General features: G+C 52.5%; 10 protein-coding genes. 3 read left to right on the forward strand and 7 right to left on the reverse strand.

Translation table 11 applies throughout. The features are described 5' to 3' along the window. Nucleotides 1-172 precede the first annotated feature (172 nt). The 5 genes from GRS80_RS03120 to GRS80_RS03140 form a co-directional block, all read right to left on the reverse strand. Nucleotides 173-634, reverse strand: coding sequence for an acyl-CoA dehydrogenase (locus tag GRS80_RS03120; RefSeq protein ID WP_235019624.1), 462 nt, complete (start codon nucleotides 632-634; stop codon nucleotides 173-175). Continuing rightward, nucleotides 631-1626 (reverse strand): ParA family protein, encoded by a 996-nt coding sequence (locus tag GRS80_RS03125; protein WP_160046295.1) that lies wholly within the window; start codon nucleotides 1624-1626, stop codon nucleotides 631-633. The genes GRS80_RS03120 and GRS80_RS03125 overlap by 4 nt, the downstream gene beginning before the upstream one ends. 410 nt (nucleotides 1627-2036) lie before the next feature. Beyond that, the gene (locus tag GRS80_RS03130; protein WP_160046296.1) at nucleotides 2037-3344 is read right to left on the reverse strand and encodes a hypothetical protein; all 1308 of its coding nucleotides are present in this window, start codon (nucleotides 3342-3344) and stop codon (nucleotides 2037-2039) included. Between the two features lie 338 nt (nucleotides 3345-3682). Next, nucleotides 3683-7159, reverse strand: a complete 3477-nt coding sequence (locus GRS80_RS03135; protein WP_160046297.1) for an AAA family ATPase — start codon at nucleotides 7157-7159, stop codon at nucleotides 3683-3685. Continuing rightward, the gene (locus tag GRS80_RS03140; protein ID WP_160046298.1) at nucleotides 7156-8457 is read right to left on the reverse strand and encodes a DNA repair exonuclease; all 1302 of its coding nucleotides are present in this window, start codon (nucleotides 8455-8457) and stop codon (nucleotides 7156-7158) included. Before GRS80_RS03140 ends, GRS80_RS03135 begins: the two co-directional genes overlap by 4 nt. Nucleotides 8458-9706: 1249 nt before the next feature. On the opposite strand from GRS80_RS03140, the gene GRS80_RS03150 reads away from it, so the two are divergent. Further along, a complete protein-coding gene (locus GRS80_RS03150; protein WP_160046299.1) occupies nucleotides 9707-14629 on the forward strand; it encodes a DUF4011 domain-containing protein in 4923 nt (1640 codons plus the stop codon). A gap of 239 nt (nucleotides 14630-14868) precedes the next feature. Here GRS80_RS03150 and GRS80_RS03155 read toward each other — a convergent pair whose 3' ends face one another. Together GRS80_RS03155 and GRS80_RS03160 are read right to left on the reverse strand one after the other, a co-directional pair. Continuing rightward, entirely contained in the window at nucleotides 14869-15405 is a 537-nt protein-coding gene (locus GRS80_RS03155) for a hypothetical protein (RefSeq protein WP_160046300.1), read from the reverse strand. A 354-nt stretch (nucleotides 15406-15759) separates the two neighbouring features. Beyond that, entirely contained in the window at nucleotides 15760-16140 is a 381-nt protein-coding gene (locus tag GRS80_RS03160; protein WP_160046301.1) for a hypothetical protein, read from the reverse strand. Between the two features lie 757 nt (nucleotides 16141-16897). Here GRS80_RS03160 and GRS80_RS03165 point away from each other — a divergent pair. Both GRS80_RS03165 and GRS80_RS03170 read left to right on the forward strand, forming a co-directional pair. Further along, the gene (locus GRS80_RS03165) at nucleotides 16898-18637 is read left to right on the forward strand and encodes a hypothetical protein (RefSeq protein WP_200840311.1); all 1740 of its coding nucleotides are present in this window, start codon (nucleotides 16898-16900) and stop codon (nucleotides 18635-18637) included. After that, nucleotides 18634-19455 carry a hypothetical protein gene (locus GRS80_RS03170; protein WP_160046303.1) on the forward strand — a complete coding sequence of 274 codons (822 nt, stop codon included), beginning with the start codon at nucleotides 18634-18636 and terminating at the stop codon, nucleotides 19453-19455. Before GRS80_RS03165 ends, GRS80_RS03170 begins: the two co-directional genes overlap by 4 nt. Nucleotides 19456-19457: the final 2 nt, after the last annotated feature.

The following is a 19457-nucleotide window of genomic DNA, read 5'->3' on the forward strand; positions in this document are numbered from 1 at the left end:
TTCCGTGAAATCGCTCTGATGTGTGTCGTCTACAACATCAAACGTGCCGTCAAACAGTGAAATCCACCGCCTTACAGCGATTCAACAAAGCCGTTTGGACACATTCTTAGCAAGCAGATGGCTCAACTAACCAGATTTGTGAAGACTGGAAATAGTGACACGAAGCATTTGACTAGTCGAGAAGGCCGAATCCTTCCTCGCGCATCAACTTGGCAACGCCCTCGGGATTCTGGAATGCAAATTTGAGTGCAAACTCCCGTGCGTCTGTTTTCGGAACCTCGCCCGTATCAAGGCATTCTGCAAGCTCACTCCGAAAGTCGGATTCTTGACTGCTCACGGTTTTGCGGAGATGAAGCTCAATCCGATTGTCTCGCTCGTCGCCGACGTTGCTCCGGCGGATAAAGTACGGGTACTCTTGTGGATCTTCTCCATTCTCATCTGTGCCTGCTTCTGATTCTAATTCCGTGGAACTGTCCGTCTCATTTACCGGTGACTGCCCCGTATCGTGGGTATCGCCACGCTCAGACACGTCGTCTGGTGATATTTTGGTGTCGGCCTCTTCGGATTCAGTATCATCATTGTCGTCTCCCGAACCGAAATCGAGGTTCCCAGATCCAGATTTGAAGTTGTTCACGAGGCTTTCACCTCCGTTTCACTGTTATCTCGGACGTCGAATTTCTGGACGCCCTGGTCCTGAATTTCGAGTACCAGTTCTGAGTCGATCTCGACGTCGAAAGTTTCCGTTGCGATAAATGCGGCGAGCCCGTAGATGTCTCGAAGTGTTTGGAGCTCTCGATCGCGAATCCGTCGGTGGCCCGGTTTGCTCACCATTTCGTCGTTTTCTTCGAACGTTTTCCATCGCTCCTCGATGACTTTATATGCCGATCCTCGAGCCTCCCACATCGTATCCATGAGGCTTTCGCGGTAGTCGATCGCGACCGGGGTGTCGAAGTCGTCTGTTTCATCGAACTGTTTGTAGTACTGCTTGTGGGCGTTTGTTTGGCCGACCCCGGAGGGAACGACACAGGAGAGTCCGATCTCGATATCTAATTGGTTCCCCATGTTGGTGACGAGTTCTTCGAGCCCTTCGAGACTCAGGTTCCCCTTTCCAGCGGGTTTAACGGGCGCCACGAGTGTCCGCAGTGCGTAGATTGCGTTGTAAAGGAGATCTTCGGCCCGTGCGTTCGGATCGATAAGCACCGCGTCGTACTGCTCATGTAGCTCCTGTTCTTTCCAGAGGCAATCATGAAGCAGTTCATACCGCGGGTACTCCTCTTTTGTCATGTTCTTCATTCCTACCTCATAGGAGATCTTTTGCTCAAGATTAGAGGTAAAGTCGCTGAGCATATCGTGACTTGGAACGACGTCAATGCCCTCGTTTGAGGTTTCGATTAGATCGTCAAAGTCTCCATCCGGCATTTCGAGGATGTGTTTCACCAAATTATCGGCATTTGGGTCACTCCGATGTTTGCCGACATCCAATAGGCTTGTCAAGTTCCCCTCTTGTGGATCAAGATCGATCACACAGACGTCCAGCCCCATCCGAGTTAGGCTGGCCGCTAAATTCGTTGTTGTAGTCGTTTTGAACGTCCCGCCTGATTCTGAGTAGACGACTGCTGTTATCATATCTACTGAATTACGGCGACTGTTACTTAAATCTGTGTCAGACAACTATCTTGGACATCTGTTACGATATTCTATAACAGATGTCTGTAATAGATATCTGTAATATGTGTCTGTAATAGTGATGTCTTGCGATTAGGGCTGATTCTTCTCGAAAAGTGTCTACCTATGAGTTAATAATATGGTCTCTGTACCAGATTTCTGTTACAGTTATCTGTAACTGAAACTCAAAACAGACATCTATACCAGAATTCCGAAACAGACATTTACACAAATACCCGATCGATCTAATTGCACTCGAGACTCTCTCCCTATCTTCTGGGAAATAGTCGAAGATATTCTCGGAGATGTTTGTCCGACGTATCAGTACTCGAACGGCGAAAAATGACTCCCAATCTGGCGATGGTGGCCTGTTATCTATTCTCTCCAAAGGCAGCGTGCAGCTGCTCTCGCATGAATTCACGCCGGATACGGCGAGATCGTGAGTCTGAAAGGTAATTTCGCATGACGACTTGAGGATCGCTACTACCCTGTTCTGCAGCTATGTCTTCGACGCCCTCGAGAACGCCCTCGAGGACTGCTGTATAGGTATCGTACCAGAAGCGACGACAGAGTTGTGGACTCGGGCGCTCGCCTTCGATTCGTTTGGGGAGCCCTGCTTTCGATGCTAGATCTTGGAACCAGTTCCGGATCGTATCTCGTGTTACGTGCGGTGTTTCTCCTTGTGAAGATGGGAACAGATACCCAGTCCACGACTCGTCGTCTGCTAGCTCGTCGATTCGGGAGTCGAGGATATCGAGGCCAAACAGTAGCGACACTTCTCCCGGTCCGTTCTTCCGGTTCTCGAACGCAATGAAAGGGACGTCGTCTTCAGGAACATCGCGATGAAACTGTGAGATGTGTAGTGCTGCGGCCTCACTCGCCCGAAGTCCCCAGCCAGCTAATGCGACCACTAGCAGTTGCTCTCGTGTTGTCGGTGCTGCCTGCATCAGTTTGCGAACGTGCGTCGCTGAAAGGATTGGCGTAGGAGACTCCTCGATCTCCCACTTGAATTCGTCGTAGAGACCACTCGCAGGATTCATCGAGGCGATTCGCCTCCCGACTAGATGCTGGTACCAGGCGTCGACGACCCGTCGCACACGCTGGAGCGTTTGGGCACTGTATGAGCGCTCTGTCCCTTCGTTTAACCAATCGAACGCTGCGTAGCACGCGTCGACGGCTTCGTAGTCTGGTCTCTCTTGTTCCCGCTGAATTGGTGTAAGAAGGTCACCTGTGCCGTTCGCTTCACAGTACGCATAGACGTAGAGATTTAGCCGTGTTCGGAGCGTGTTGACCGAAGAGGTCGAGAGACTGTATCGGGATTTCCGCCGATCGAGGAACTGTTCTAGGGCATCGATCGTATCTTCGTCTTCTGTTGCCCACGTGTAACCATCGTCATCGTCACCGAGACCAAGATTTTCGTCCCAGAACTCTCCGAAGGAGCGATCGTGATGGCGCCGTAGTGCTGCAAGAAACGACCGTGCATCGTGATCTCGAAACCACTGGTGGGTCGGTTTCTCACTTTTCGGATCGATACCCTCTAATTCGAGGCATGGGGCGATTTGGTCCCAATACAGATCGACGAAGTCCTCGAGTGAGCACGACGTCCATCGGACACCATCGAATGAAGGCGTCCGCTCTCCCTCGGTTCTGGCTTCCTGATCGACCTCTGACTGGCTCATTGGACTGTATTCCAGGGGTTTCGTCTGTTCGAATCATGAGTGGCGTGGATTCCTGTTACAAGCCCACTCGCGCTGCCGTCCGGCAATTCTGAGAGTGGCATATTCGGGTTGTTCAGCGTTTTAGTTGGATTCCTTATTAGTTTGTGGGTTTGGCTGACTGCGAGAGTCTGCTGAACCCACGCCATCATCCGAAGTAAAATGCGCCGAGGGAATAAACCCCATATCGCGATACAATTTCCCGGCCTGGCTGATTACTCTCTGATTCTCATCTTCATTGGGCCAGAGACCCCAGAATCGGTGACCAGCTAGGCACAAATACCGAGGTCAACAAGAAAGGATCAATTCTCGCCTAGGCGTGAAAGCAGATCGTCAGTCCTGTCTTTGGCCCCTTCGTGCGAGATGCCTTCATTGACGAAGCGCTCGATGATTCGGGCATGGATCTGGCCGTGATCCAGCGAATTACGTGGTTCGATGTATCCGTTCTCTTCGAGATAGGTCTCCAGCTCGCTCGCCTTCCCACTTTGGAAGCGGTTCACTTCGCCATTGTGCAGGGCCTCAACGATCTGCCTGCCATCCCCATTGGCTGACTTAGCAAGGTCACTGACCTCGTCGATGAAGTTACCACTCACAGCGTTAGAGGCTTCGAGAACCTCTCGATCCACAGGCTTGCCACGACCCACCTTCCAGGCGTCGACGAACTGATCCAATGCTACCGCGTTCTCTTTGGCCACCGTCAATTGATCAGAATCGACTGTGAGGAGGTCTCCGTTGCCCCACTGGAGCAGGTTATTCAACTGTCCCCAGTGCTCGATTCCGAGCTCCAAAAGTTGATGGAGTGTCTCGACATCGTCAACGACGTACCATAGGTGCGCCGTGCCGACGCCGCGATGTGGATTGAACGAATCGACTTCGAGTGCTTCCTTGTACGAGGCGTGGTCGTGACCGTTGGGGCTGGGTAAATTTAGAGTGAACGATTGGATCGAGTCTATGTCGGGAATCTGCACTGAATTTTCGACGTTACGGACTGTCGCGAGGTCGATGATTTCGTGGTTGACACCGTTCGTGTCCTCCAGCGCAGCGGTCCATTTTGCCACTTCGTCCCCCTGGGCCGTGAAGTAGAAGACTTGACGACCGTTCCGAGCAAGTTCAATTGCCGATTCTATGATCGTTTTTCCCCTGCGGTCGTCGGTGTTGGCGAGTGTCTCGTCGAGGAGGAGTGGAATCCGAACTCCCTGTTCCTGTTGTTCGACGAAAGCAATCCGAACGCCGAGCAAAACCTGCACCCGAGTGCCGCTGGAAAGCTCATCGAGTGCGAGTCCCTTCTGTTTGGTTTCGTCGAATGCGCGGAACTTCGCTTCGTTCTCGTCGAAATCCAACCGATACCGGCCTCGGGTGATCGTTGCCAGGATTTCGCGAGCACGCGCGAAGACGTCTGGACGGTTGGTCTCCATCGTCGCCTCCTGAACGTGATCCACCAGCACATCGCCGACCATCTCAGCACAGTCGTCCTCGAGTTGGTCTTTCAGATCATCGAGCGCCCGGTCACGCTCCGCAAGCGCCGTTTCAACCTGGCCGTCGGACTTCGCCTGTCTGATCTCCGCCTTAATATCGGCAATCCGTGACTGCAGGTCGTCGAAATCTTCGGCAGTTCGTTCCGCTTCACGGAGATCTTCTCTGAGGTCAGCAATCTCTTGATCCTTGAGTTCCAGTTCGAAGCCTGGGTAGCTTTGGAGTTCTTCGACCTCCGTGTTCGCCCGAATCTCGGCCTCTCGTACAGCCGCCGTCGTCGATTCGTATTCTTCGACCTGCTTACAGAGTTTCTCCAACCTATCGTGGTCATCGGGATCAAGATCCAGGTCTGCAAAGATTTCGTCGCGTTCGTCCTCCAAGTCATCTATTTTTCCGGTCGCTTCCTGAATCGTATCGGTAGCCTGGTCGAACTCTCTCTGTGCGGTTTCGCGTTGTTGTTCACGGCTCTCGAGATTACGAATTGCCTCGGTCGCCTCACCGGAACTCTGGAGCTCGTCGTAGTCGTAGGGAGCGAGTTTCGCTAGGAGTGTCTCGCGAGCGGTCTCATTCTGCTCGTCGACGGTGACGATGCTCTCTTGAATTCCATCAACCTTGTCATGGACTTCCTGCCAGTCGAGCACTCGCTTGGAAATCACAGCAAGTTCGACATCAGAAGCGTCTGGAGCGGCGCCCAATTGATCTTGGAGTTTGGCACGGGTTCCCTCCAAACCCTGCTCTTTTTGTTCGAGGGTCTCCGAATCCGTCGCCAGGCTGTCGCGCCATTCGGACCGTCGCTCGGCCAACTTATGCTCCGCAATTGCGTCGTACAGCCCGATTAGACGGGACCGAACCTCGTCCTCGTTCCATACCTCCGGTGGATTCAGGCCGGTTTTCTGGAACGACTCGCGGTGAGGTTCTTGTGAATCGCCCCCGTCCGAGACTTGGGAGCGAGTGCGATGCCCATACCATAAGATACCAACGGCAACGACCAGGATGGAGAACAGCAGTGGATGCACCAGTAGACCCAGCGCGATTCCCGTCGAGGCGAGAGAAATGGCCGAGAACACCGCAATTTTGAATGCTTCCAAACCGTCGTTCGAATCGGTAGTAGCGGCGGCAGCCAGCCACTCCTCCAACGATTGACTCGCTCGTTGCAGAGTGGACAGATCGGGCTCAGGATGCTCCCCGTCCTCCAGTAGTCGTTGGACAGCCTCTCGGCTTTCACGTTCGGACTGGAGTTCCTCGGCCTCTCGTGCGAACTTTGAAACGGTCTTCCACGTGACCGGTTTGAGCTCGACAAGGTCCTTGGCATCGACCTCTAATGGGATATCTTCCCGGGCAGTTTTCCGCTGCCGTTTGGCGTTGGCCAGGTCTCCTTGGAGATCACGTTTCCGGTCCTCCGCAGAATTGAGGTCATCACGAAGCTCTTTCAGATGATCGATCCGGCCTGTGGGAAGGCCCTCACCAGGAAGATTGACCTCTTCGAGTCGTTCCTGAGCGTCCGTTTTCGTCTCCTCTGCCTCGTCTTTTTTTTCGGTCCACTCATCGATGTCCTCCTCGAGGGACCGAACTTGGTCGATTTCGTTCCCGTCGACCTGGTCTAATATATCGGGGAACTCGTCGAGTCTCGATTCAGCCTGCTCCAGTTCGTTCCTCGCCTGTGCATAGTCTATCGCCTGCTCGAGCAGCTCGGATCGTTCTTGAGCTTGGCGCGCTGCTTCCAGTTCGCTGCGTAACCGCGAGAGTTCGTTCTGCTCTTGGCGCAGTTCAGAGACCTCATTCCGTGCCTCACGCAACTCCTGAATCGCTCCCTTGGCGTTCTGGACGACGTTGCTGTTGGCCCGACTCGGGGAATCCGAATACCCGAGCTCGTCGTATGCTGCCGAGAGATCGTAACCACCGGCCGATTCTCGTTCAATTATCTCTGCGAACGATTCGTTGTTGTTGTCTCGCTGGAGCAGGTCGTGGAGCGAGAGACGGTAGCGGTCACGTTGATCGGCTGGAGGGAGACTCGGACCGTTTGCTTCCTGGCCGTCGCGTTGGTAGCTCGAGCGTCCATTATCGACTTCGACTCGCCAGGCTTCACTGTTCAGTGAGAGTCGCCCAACGAGAGAAGCGCGTTCGTCGGCGGTCTCTGGCCAGCAAAGCCATTCGAGCGACTCAGCGAGCGTCGTCTTTCCTGCTGCGTTCGGCCCATGAACGATATTGATGCCGGAGCACAAGTCGTCGACAGTGAAGCCGCCAGTTTCGAACCCAGGAGCTTGGACGATCTGGATTTTCTCGACGCAAATCGGATCCCTGGTCATGCCTTACCCTCCTTCTGGCTGAGTAAGGTGTCGAGCAGTACCCGTGCCTGTTGTTCGAGATGGTCGATAGCGTCAGCGTCGTTCAGATCGTTGAGTTCAGTTTCGCGTCGGAGTGGGTTGTACGCGTTCGCGCTGTGAGCCTGCCGCATAGCGGCCAGCGAGTCACCGATCACGTCCCCGTAGTTTCCTCGAGAATTGCCATCCTCGATTTCGAGCAAAAGGTTAGCGAGGTAGGCAGCTGCATTGTCCCCTTCTGCAATGGCTTCGAGATCGATTGTTGGACGGGTATCTACCTCGATTGATTCGATCCGGACCGAAACCGACCCCTCCCGAAATCTGAGATCCCGCTCCATCGATCGATGCTGATCGACAAGCGCTGAATGGGCATCCGTCCGACCGGTGAGACGAACCCTAACGAGGCTGAGTTCCAGCGATCTCGTATCGAGTTCGGATCGGACGTGTTCCTTGATCCCCGCTGAAATCATGGAAGTCACTTTCTGTGGGCCATCCGTGCCGGAAACATCGACCTCAACCTGGTCGTAGCGAATAGATGCTAAGGGAACCTGTTCAGCCCGTACGTCTCCATTTTGAGATATCGTGATCGTCCACGGGCCATGGGCCCGCCGTTCGCCTGGATCGAGGGGTTGTGGCGATCCCGAATACAAAGCAAGCGGACGCGAGTCGATCTGGATACCCGGACTGTGAATATGGCCAAGCAGCCAGGCATCTACCGACGTATCTCGGAGTTCACTCGACTGAACCGGTGCGTATCGGCTCCTTCGCGAGTTCAAGTCGGCATGTAGCACACCAATCTGCGGTATATCGTTCACCTGTGTGGGGGAATACTCGTCGAGCGGTGATTCATAGACGTGTTCGGCCGGGAATGACCACCCGTCGAAGTGCACCAGTGGTTCGCCGTCCCGTTCGAGGGTCCACCGTTCCCACTCACCGCCTCTCCCGAGAAACTGAAGTGTGTCAAAGTCAAAGTTGTCGATCATCTCGGGGAGGGCATCAAAGTCGTGATTCCCGGCCACTACGACCACCGGAATCCCCTGATCATCGAGTCGAGCGACCCCGTCCTCGAACGCACCGTATGCCTCGAAGTACCGATTTTCCTGATCAACGATATCGCCAGCAATCACGACCACGTCGACGTCCCGATCGATGGCTTCCTGGACCGTCGATAGCCAGACAGATTTGGGCGACAGCTCGGGACCATCCAGATCGTCCGGGATTCGGCTTGGGTGACGGCCGAGGTGGAGGTCTCCCGTACAAAGTAATTCTAGAGCATCTTTCATGAGTACGACCAGTCAGTGAGATAGAAGTATAAGTCACTGGTAAATAAATTCCACCCATTCGTATGGAACTGTAGATACACATGCGTATCCGCTTCCATGAGTAGGTATCCGCTAGGGCAGAGTTATACGAGAGGGTTGAATCGTAATTCCATGACAAATGAGCGTAACGCAGAAGGGTGTCTCCTCGGGGGTTGGCCTGTGGTAACGCACTAGGTCGACCAGTCGAATTCAAGAGCGCTGAGGAGATCGCATCCCAGCACGGCTATGTGACAGAGATGCTTAGCCACGGCACGCACGGCCAGCCATCGGGGACGATCACCGACGACACAGATGGCCCTTTGTATCGCGGAGAGCCTCGTTGACTGTCGTGGGTTCGACCCAGCGGATGTGGCGGAACAATTCGTTGACTGGCTTGATTCTGGGCCGTTCGACATTGGACTAATGACGTGTGATTCTCTGTCCCGAATCAGACAGGGTACTTCGTGGGACGATGCTGGCGTGGATGTCTGGGAATCGCGCTCGGAGGGGTCTAACACAGGTAATGGGAACTTGATGCTGTGTGCGCCGCACGCGATCGCATATCGTCAATTCAAGACAGAACTCACCCACGTCAGTCTGCTATCGTTGTCGATCACACATACCGACCCGCGCTGCCAGTGAGGCTGCGTTATTCTCAACCGCACGTTCGTACCTGATCCGCTCGAAACCGCGCTCAAGGGTATCTATAGGGCTCTCGATGAACTTCGGACTGCATTCACAAAGGTGCAAGAAGTCGTCACCGGCGAACGCGACCCGGCAGTGTTTGGATCCCAGCTTGCGACATCTGGGTACGTCGTCGACTCGCTCCAGGCCGGCCTCTATTACGGCTTGACCGCCAAGTCTGTCGAAACGGCGGTCGTTCAGGCTGTGAACAGCGGTGGCGATACAGACACTGTTGGTGCTATTGCAGGGGCTGTCGCTAGTGCGCGATTTGGTTCGACCAACGTACCGAATCGGTGGATGGAGAAGATTAAGGAAGGTGGATGCGTGGCACATGACGATGAGCACGAACCTCGAGGCAATTGTCAATATTGCCCAGATATATTTCGCCGGAATTGATAAGTGTATTCGGGTTTCTCCAAGAGATAACCAATGAATAGATTCCGTATACTCGGTTTGTGGGAACTATCTTGTAATAGAACATACTTTAGAAATGAGTGAGTCTTCGACATTTTCGTGTACAGATTGTGGCCGAACGTTACCTCAGTGGATGCAAGATGAAGCAGTAGGCGAGGTATGCAACGAATGTGACAGCTCGAGTGACACTCACAATGCTGATGAGGAAGCCGATACGAAGGGAACAGCCGACGACACCGGAAGCAACACGAGCAAAAATTCGGTGGTAACCCTAGATCGATCAGCTGAGCGGTTCTGGAAGGGCGCATCAACCAAAGACCTCGATCTCTCTGCAGCAGATCTCGAGCCCTCACAGACCACTGAACAGTCCACGGACGTTGACCCACTCGACCGACGAATCGATAGCTGGAAAGAACAGCTATTGGATCTCACGAAGCGGAACAAACTCGTCGATTTTTCCCCGACGAAAACGAAGTCTCTTCCACTATATAGGGCTGATGCGCTCGCGATCGCAGAGACACTAATGGCGGAGAAGCCACTCAACATCCGGAAGTCCGCTCATAGTGATCATGGTGGAGGGCCACCGGATGAGAGTGAGATCCAGTCAAACGAAATCGCCTCGACACGGTCCGAAGAAAGCACGGCTCGCTCACTTCAGAACCTTCGTCTGAATCAGAAACGGGCAATGGAAGAGAAGGGAGTCAACGCTCTGTTCATCGGCTTCTGTACGCTCCGGTGGTTTGAAGTCGAACACAGCGACGAGCCGCTCCGCTCTCCACTCTTTCTTCTCTCAGTGGACTTAGAGCGAGAGACGTCAAATCATTCTGAGCGACACGACTACGAACTTTCAGTCGCTGATTTCGAACTCACGCTGAACCCGGCACTCCGGAAAAAGCTCGAACACGAACGCGGGTTGGCGCTTCCGTCGGATGAGGCGTACTCACTCGAATACCTTGCCGCCTCGGTCAAACTCGTTGATGACGCGATTTCAGGGTTCGACCGATGGCGGATCGACGGCGAGGTCCTGCTCGGTATCTTCGACTTTACGAAGTACACGCTCTATGAGGACCTCGAGAAAAATCGTGAGGCCGTCAAGGCACATCCACTAATCAAGGCAATCAACGGAGATCCGTCGGCCCTCCGCAATCCACCGGAATCACCACGAGGTGATGAGCTCGACGAGGCGGTTCCACCCGAAGACATTTTCCAAGTCCTCGACGCTGACTCGAGCCAACAGGAGGCGATTGAGGCAGCCAAACGAGGAATCGATTTCGTCCTGCAAGGACCACCCGGGACTGGGAAGAGCCAGACGATCGCGAACATCATCGCTGAAAAGCTGGCTGCAGGGGAGACCGTCCTCTTTGTGAGTGAGAAACAGGCAGCACTGGACGTCGTGAAAAACCGACTTGATGACGTCGGACTTGGCCGATTTTGTTTGGAAGCCCACGGTGAGAAGGCGAACAAAGAGGCAGTCCTCCAAAGTTTAGCATCGGAACTCCGGTCGGACCCAATTCGGTATCCATCTGACCGTGATGACGTCACGTCCAACCTAGCATCGGTCCGACATGAGTTGAACCAATACGGTGATCTCCTATTTGCTCGCCCAGGAGACGGAGAGACGACCGTTTACGACGCGATGGGGCGTGTCGCACAGCATCCGGATGCACCCTCCATCTCTCTCGATCTCGAGACCCCCCTCGAATACGATGATACAGATGTTGACGAGATGCTCGATGTCCTTCAGCGCCTGTCCGAGTATGAATACGAGGTGACAAACTACTCGGATCATCCCTGGAAATCAGCGGCGATTGAATCCTGGCGGATCGATACTGCAGAGACTGTCGAGCGAGACCTTGAGGTCGCTGTGACGTCCATTGAGGGCCTCCGGAAAGCCGCATCTACATTGGCTGACTTTCTAGACGTCTCGGTCTCGACAGCAAGCGAGTTCGAACAAGCAGTTGAGCTGGTTAGGCTCCTCGATGATCGTCAAGACGTTACTCTGGAAGGACGATTCTTCGAGCAATCGTTCTACGCTCGAAAATCACGCTTAAAACGGTTCCAGGAACACGAAACAGAGATCGTCGACCTTCGCCAAAAACTCGCGGCCAACTACGAGCAGAGCTTCTTCGCAGAAGATGGCAACGAACTCTACGCAGAGCTATCAGAGTACGGCCTCTTTAAGATTATTCAGCCCTCGTACCGCTCGTTACGTGGACGACTACTCGAACACACGAACAAAGAGTACGACCCAGGATATGACGATCTCCTCGAGGACGCACGCACCCTAATGGAACTCGAAACCCTGGAAGCGGAGCGCTCAGAGTACAACACCATCCGTACCCAACTTGGGTTTCTCTATGAAGGGGCAGAAACAGACTGGAATCTCATCTGGGAGATTCATGAGTGGATCAACGCATTCCGCGCCCTCGATGACTTCGATACAGACCACATCGAGAAGGCGATCACCAAGGGCCAATTCGATGAACCCCGCTCGCCCGTCCTTACCAAAGCAACTGAAGGGATAGACGCGCTGTCTACGACCAGACAGAAGATCGAAGCTATCATCGATATCGACGAATTCAGCATCCAAGGAGAGTCCCTCGAGCAGGCTCCTTTTACAGCATTGAAAGGCCGACTCGTCACGCTCAACGATTCGATTGACGAACTTCAGCGATGGATCGAGTTCTCACAGCGTCTCGAGGAGGCCCGTGAATCGGGTCCTGCAGTCGCCACCTATCTCGAACAGTTCCTTGGTGGGAAGTATGACGCCGATACCCTTCCAGAGGGCTTCGAGAAGGCGTTCTTCACTGAATGGTTGAACGCTGTTTATGACCATACTGACTTAGGATCGTTTAGCGCGACTGAAATCGAAGGCCAGCTCTCTCGTTTCCGAACTCTCGACAAGCAACAGCAAGAGTACGCCAAGGTTGCAATCCAGCACGAAGTAACGAAGCGGTATCCACAGATCGAACTGGAGCATGCAAAGAGTTCCGAGCAGGTATTCCTCCGCAGGGAGATGAACAAGAGCCAACGACACAAGCCGCTTCGGACGCTCTTCCGTAACGCTCCGTCGTTGATTAGCACGCTCAAGCCGTGTCTTATGATGAGCCCACTCTCGGTTGCGCAGTACATCGAGCATGGAACCATCGAGTTCGATGCCGTCATTTTCGACGAGGCATCTCAAATTATGCCACAGGATGCGGTTAGTAGCCTTATCCGAGCCAACCAGACGATCATTGCCGGGGACACGAAACAGCTCCCACCGACCTCGTTTTTCAACGCCGGCGTTGACAGCGCCGACGGCGTTATGGAGGATCTCGAAAGCATCCTTGACGAGGCGGCGTCAGTCCTCCCCGAAAAACGTCTGCTCTGGCACTATCGGAGTAATACAAACCGACTGATCGATTTCTCCAACCAGAAATACTACGACAACCGGCTGAAAACCTTCCCCGAGAACGCTAGCGACGGAGCGGAACTAGGTGTTGACTTTGAGTACGTCGAAAATGGACTCTACGACCGTGGTGGCTCAAGCACGAATGAGCCGGAAGCCAGACATGTCGTCGACCTAATCGAGGCACATGTTGAGGAGCGTCCTAGCGATAGCCTCGGAGTAGTCGCATTCAGTCAGGCACAGTCTCAAGCGATACGCGACGAACTCGAGCGACGTCGCGACAGTTCCCCAGCGATCGCGAGCTTCATCGATGTCGATGATGCGCTGGAGGGGTTCTTTGTTAAAAGTCTCGAGAACGTTCAGGGTGACGAGCGTGACCGACTCATCTTCACTATTGGCTACGGGCCTGATAGCGAAGGCCGAATCACGATGAATTTCGGCCCGCTCAACAACAGCGGTGGGGAACGTCGACTAAACGTCGCTGTGACACGTGCTCGCGACCAAATCACAGTCGTCTCCTCAATCCGACACTCCGATATCGATCTTACAAAGTCCAACAACCGTGGTGTCGAAGACTTCAAACACTATCTTGAGTACGCGGAGGTTGGCGAGAATGCCCTTCGAAAAGAGACATCGTCTACAGACATCGACCACTTTGACTCTGGGTTCGAGGAAGCAGTTTGTGACGCCTTGCGTGCCCGTGGGTACGATGTCGAGACTCAGGTCCAGAGTGCGGGGTACAGCATCGACTTAGGGCTCAAACATCCCGACTACTCGGGGAAATATGTACTGGGTATCGAGTGTGACGGTGCTGCCTATCACTCCTCGAAGACCGCTCGGGACCGCGACCGAACTCGCCAGGCCGTCCTCGAAGATCTCGGATGGGAAATCCATCGTATATGGTCTCCAGACTGGACGGCGAATCGAGACGGACAGCTCGACGCGATAGATGAAAAGGTCGAGAAATTGTCGGAATTTATGGACACACCAGGTCGAGCTGATGGAGGCATTGCAGAATCAGCCCATACTGAAGCAATCGTACCTGTAGTGCCTGTGCCTATGTCGAATTCAGAGTTTGGCGGCTATCAGGACGAGATAACGGACTACGAGGAGCCGGATACAGTCTCCTCACATTGGGGAGAATTCGATGAGGCAAGTAGACAGCATATCTGCAACGACTTGACGACAGTTGTCGAACGATACGGGCCGATAGAAAAGGAGAACGCGTATCGGGTAGTCGTTGCTGGATGGGACGTCTCGCGACTGGGCAAGAACATTCGGAGTCGATTAGAACGTTATTGCCGTCGCGAACAGCACAGAAACAACCTTCGCCTCAAAAACGGATTCCTCTGGCCAACTGGTACGGATACAGTATACGTTCGAACGAATACAGATCACGCGAATCGGAAAATCGATCAGATCCCGCCACAGGAAATTGCGAAGGCAGCATACATCATCTTGGACGAAGGTGGATCGATGACGCGACCGGATCTCGTCTTGGAGACGGCGAGGCTGTTCGGCTACTCTCGGACGGGGAAACGGATCAAAGAACAGATCGATTCGGCTATCTCTCTGCTCGAGCGTTCAGCGGCAATGCGTCAAACCGACAATCGCGTATCTGCGGTCGTAATAGACATTGACGACGTTCTCACCACACACAAATGATGTAGGCTTTGTTGAAATCCTATTAGTCAGATACAATTCCTGGTGAAATACCTGTTATATAGGTTGGATAATAATCAATAATCCACTTGACAGATTTCGATGATGATTTTAGCGGCATGCAAGACAGAGAGGGTGAAGTCAGCACATTCAACCTTGTCGGAGCACCGCCACGGACTGCTCGATTGCATCGCCATTACCGTCCTTCGTTGAGTTATGAAAGAATCATTAATATATTCGGGTCAGTCGTTTGGTGCTACTTCTAAACCGATCTCAATGTCACGCACATCGCACATTTTTTGGAAATCCTGTTTTGACTCCCAACTAACATCATTTAGAAGAATTGTGACCTCAACCTCCCAGGAGCTTAGAAAGAATTCCGATTTGAAAGTCTCGCTCTCCATCAGGAGTTCACCAATTACTTCCTCCGGAATCTCGCCATCAGTGCTTTTTACCTCAACCAATTCATAACAGTGAATCTCTTTCTCGGGCCAACGTGCTTGATCCCTAGGCCAGCGAACGACGCCATCTATCCGTTTTTGTGTTTGGAGAGCAACCTCTTTGAATACAATTGCATGGTCATCCTTCCGGGTCTTCGATGGGTACTCTCCTGGTACAGTTTCCCAAACATCTGGTCCATCCGATGTTACCTTATCCAACCAGCGATTGAAAATATTTTCTTCCTCTTTATTTTGTATTTTACTTCTAGATTTATCAGTTAGAACATGGAGGAGATCATCTCCTGGTGGCTGTCCATTAGGGTCTGGTATTTTGGACATACTGTTACTAGAATTCGTGACCGTTTCAGTTAGGTCTTTTGACTGGTCACTGAGACGTAATACCTGGAGGCGAGATAATCAACTCCGTCACGAAAACTCTGCTTGGGGAGTAAATACACTAATAGCCATCGGATAGACTCCGTTCAGATTGACACGATCTTCGTCTGTATTGATCGAAACCGAATCAAAAATATCATCTGAGGGTGAGGGTGCGACAGAGCCACTGTTATGATCCTGTCCGACGCGTAGACAAACCATGCGAATTAACGGACACCGCTGATGTGGTGTCCTTGCTCTCTTTGATTCGACAGCCGCAACTGAACAGTATCAACAATCTCCTACAGAAGAGCATAGCTAGTTTTCTTTCGGATTCACTGGCCCAACGTATTCATTTTTCCACGAATCCCCATCACGCCACTGCCAATAATAATAGTGATATCCAGGTTTTGTTTCCTTAATCGTAATGTAGGCTCCGCTCGCAGGTACTTCTTCGTAGTCTTTTGGATCAGTTGAGATGTCACGATCTTCGAGATCCTCGAGATCCTCCTCATCAATCTCTTCTTCGTCTCGTTTTTCTTCGAGTTCACGCTTTTGCTTTGCTCGTTTCCAGGTTGCCAGATTAGCTGCGTACTCGGAGACCAACTCGAGCCGTTTTGGTGACTGGCTCTCGAGCGGATCTAAAACATATGCTGGCAGGTCTGGGGCAGATGGCTTCGATGGTCTGTTTTCGACCATGGTTACCCCACGTAGCCAAATACACTTAGTTTGTGGGGTAACTTTAAATCATGCTCCATCGAAAACTTGTAATTTGTGTGGGAAGTCATGTATACCCGATTCTTGCTGCGAAGCTGAGCGATAGCCTCAATTCACTCTTCACCAATCCACAATACTGCAATAATAAGTTATAGTTATTACCGTAACGGTTGGGTTTATATTAGGGAATATTGTAGTGGCCGGTAGAAAATATGTAGTATGTATTTATTGGAATGAACGAAATATGGGATGAAATGAATACCAATTGAATCAGATGCAATCCAATTCCACAGGATATGACTGACGAAAATCGCGGAAGAGACACCGAATTAGAAACGCACATTTGGGTAAGACGAGTGGCTCGACAGACGCTCTTTGCGGGCCTCATATTGTGTATTGTTGCCGTTCAACCGGCTCTCGCAGAGGATGTTCTCTGTGATACCGAGCGACTTCCAGAGATTATTTCCGGATTTTTTCAGATCACAACGACATTGGGGATCATTGGCATCGTTGTTGTGTGGCAAGCAGACTCTCTCGCAGAGATGTTCACGGTTTCGCCTGAACAACGACGGGGGTTGAAACAGCACAAGCGGTCCGCTCTCAAATCAGTGATCATCCTGCTTGTTCTGGGGCCCCTCTATACCGTTGCTGGATCAATCATGGGACTCCCACTGAGCGATTGTGTTGATCTAGTACCGTGGTAATGCGAGGCGACCATTCCCAACTTCAGGTGTGCATGATGGGACGTATAGCTGTTATACTCGGTGTTCTATTCATTATTGGCGGAGTTGCTACCACTCCTGGAGCTGCTGGTGACTCTCAAATACCGCAATCTGACACACTCGAGGACGAACTTGAGGAGAATGAGGATGCGACACTTTGGTCGAAGGAGGAGAACAACTGCCTGAGCGACGACGAGTACTATGAGGAACACGGTGAGAATCGATCGGCTCTCCACGGTCTTGGTGATTGTACTGACATTACGTTTGCGGAGCCACCAAGAGCTGCTCAGAACTGGACCAATTCTGATTTCAAATCGATCCAACCAGGAGACAGCGATACATCGGTTTACCCAGAACACGCCGAAACAAATTCCTCACAGTGGATCGCTGACGCTCACGCAACGATATTTGCCCTCCAGCCATCGACAATCGTACATCAGGGTCCGAACGAAACTCTATATGTTGCACCCACTGGCGAATTGCGCGGGATGGTCGACTACCGTGTCGATGTCCCTGAAGGCGATAATTCTGGAAATCGGACTGTTGATTGGTCGCTTCTCGAGCACGACATCCGCGAGATACGACTGATCCACGACGGTGAGACGATCGCTAATAATTCCAGCACCCACACGCCACAGATCGAGTACGACCTTGGTGATCGTAACTCGTCTACATTGACTCTCGAGGCAGATGTCGAGGCTGAACTCGAACGCACGGTCACTTACCAACACAGAGATGAAACAACTACCGAGACGTACACGGATTCCGTTACAGTCTCAAGTGAGCGTGAGATCGAGGTCTATAACCTGTCCGCATCGCTCTACTATGCAGCGTATCCGGATGGCGACGACGGTGTCGCGATCTATCAATCGCTTCCATGGCACGGATACGTTCTGTCCGAAGATGGTGAACGCACTGTCCGTGGTGTCTGGCGGTATTACACGGCTCGGGATACGGATTGGGATACGTTCGTTAGAGCATCCACAACTGAAACAGAACTCGACAACGAGACAGCCTCACCAGTTTATGTCAGAGCGTTCCCCTCCCGAATCGGCCCTCGTGCAGATCCAATTCACAGTGGGCCGACCATCGAAGAAGTATGGGGGGACGATAGTCCATCACCGAATCGAACGATCCACGAAAACGTCGAAATAGACGTAGTAGATGAGCCATACACGCGATCTCATGGACTTGCAGTTCGGGATGACGAGATCGATCGTGATCACCTCGAGGTTCAGGGGATCGTGCGCGGTGAAACAGCAACACTCGTGGGTCCCGAAGATGGGTCCGAACGCCAGGTTCACGAGAGCAATATCTCGGTTGAGATTCTCGAGCAAGACGACACGGAAGCCACATTTGAAATAACGTTGACTGATACCGAGTCGGGGAATCCGATCGCTCTCAATAATCCGTACGCAAACGACCCACGATTTGCACCGATCAGTGAACGAACGAGAGATGGGTACATTACGGTTGACGGCGAGCGCGTCGAGACGAACAGTTCTGGCGTCACGACCGTAACTGTGAGTCAGCCGGGACCATACACGGTCGAGTACCACCCTGGATCGTGGCGAACAAATAATCCGGCCTATGTTAGTGACGCCGAGCGTGTCTCGTGGCATCCATTGCTGACGGCACGGGGCTGGTTCGATCTCTTCATATTCGCTGTCTGGCTCACAACCCCATTCTTGATCGCATTGTATGCAGGTCTGAAACTCGGTTCGTTCCTCCGATTACCAGGCGACCATAATCCATGACTCCAACGAGACCATCAACACGACGTACCCTGCTGTGTGGAATCGCAACCAGCGCAGCTATCTCTGTGAGTGGCTGCTTCAACCGGTCTGAGACTGGTTCTGAAGTGGGATGGGACAATCCTACCTTCGAGGACATCTCGGTCGACGGAACGGAACTCGTCCTCGAGTTTGACGATGATGCATCGGTCGATCAAGTGAACGTCATCGATCCGAATGGTGAACTATACACTGAGCTGTCCGTTCCTGCTGGCGTCAGCCGAGAAACAGTTGAGATCGGTACCTCCTATCAGCCCGGTGAGTACGAGGTTGTCGCGCTTGTAGAAAGCAACGAACAAGACATCCAGACGGTGAACATCGAACCTGACATCCAAATCACCGATCTTCGACTTGGACGGAATCATCCTGACGAGATGTTCGAGGGAGCGAGTGATAATGAAATCAGATCTGAAGCAATTCTCACTTTGGAGAACACGGGAACTGGACCTGACGCCGCTACTCGACTGTCGTTTGAGGGAGATATTCCTCGAGAGACACCATCTGACTACGATGAGAGCGGAATTCAAGATATAGAAGACGATGTATCACGTTATGCTGATGCAGTTGACCTGCCCCCTGGTGAGGAAATTTTTCTCTATAGTCGTCGTCGACCATTTTCATCTGCATCGGAGAGGGTGTCTTGCACCCATAGCACTGAGGAAGGAGTGTTTGATGTAGCTGTTAACACCACAAACCGGGATGAGCCAATCACCGAGACGTTCTCGGTATCGTACACAGGTGAGAATCTAGTTGAGTGTGACATTGAGGTTGAGGTGATCTAGAT

The sequence above is a fragment of the Natrialba sp. INN-245 genome, from assembly GCF_009807105.1.
In the GTDB taxonomy this organism is placed as follows: domain Archaea; phylum Halobacteriota; class Halobacteria; order Halobacteriales; family Natrialbaceae; genus Natrarchaeobius; species Natrarchaeobius swarupiae.

Bases quoted from the DNA above. Each gene is read 5' to 3' on its own strand.
- GRS80_RS03125 (WP_160046295.1), bottom strand. From the start codon at position 1,626: ATGATAACAGCAGTCGTCTACTCAGAATCAGGCGGGACGTTCAAAACG.
- GRS80_RS03170 (WP_160046303.1), top strand. From the start codon at position 18,634: ATGACTCCAACGAGACCATCAACACGACGTACCCTGCTGTGTGGAATC.
- GRS80_RS03140 (WP_160046298.1), bottom strand. From the start codon at position 8,457: ATGAAAGATGCTCTAGAATTACTTTGTACGGGAGACCTCCACCTCGGC.
- GRS80_RS03155 (WP_160046300.1), bottom strand. From the start codon at position 15,405: ATGTCCAAAATACCAGACCCTAATGGACAGCCACCAGGAGATGATCTC.
- GRS80_RS03150 (WP_160046299.1), top strand. From the start codon at position 9,707: ATGCAAGATGAAGCAGTAGGCGAGGTATGCAACGAATGTGACAGCTCG.
- GRS80_RS03130 (WP_160046296.1), bottom strand. From the start codon at position 3,344: ATGAGCCAGTCAGAGGTCGATCAGGAAGCCAGAACCGAGGGAGAGCGG.
- GRS80_RS03160 (WP_160046301.1), bottom strand. From the start codon at position 16,140: ATGGTCGAAAACAGACCATCGAAGCCATCTGCCCCAGACCTGCCAGCA.
- GRS80_RS03135 (WP_160046297.1), bottom strand. From the start codon at position 7,159: ATGACCAGGGATCCGATTTGCGTCGAGAAAATCCAGATCGTCCAAGCT.
- GRS80_RS03165 (WP_200840311.1), top strand. From the start codon at position 16,898: ATGGGACGTATAGCTGTTATACTCGGTGTTCTATTCATTATTGGCGGA.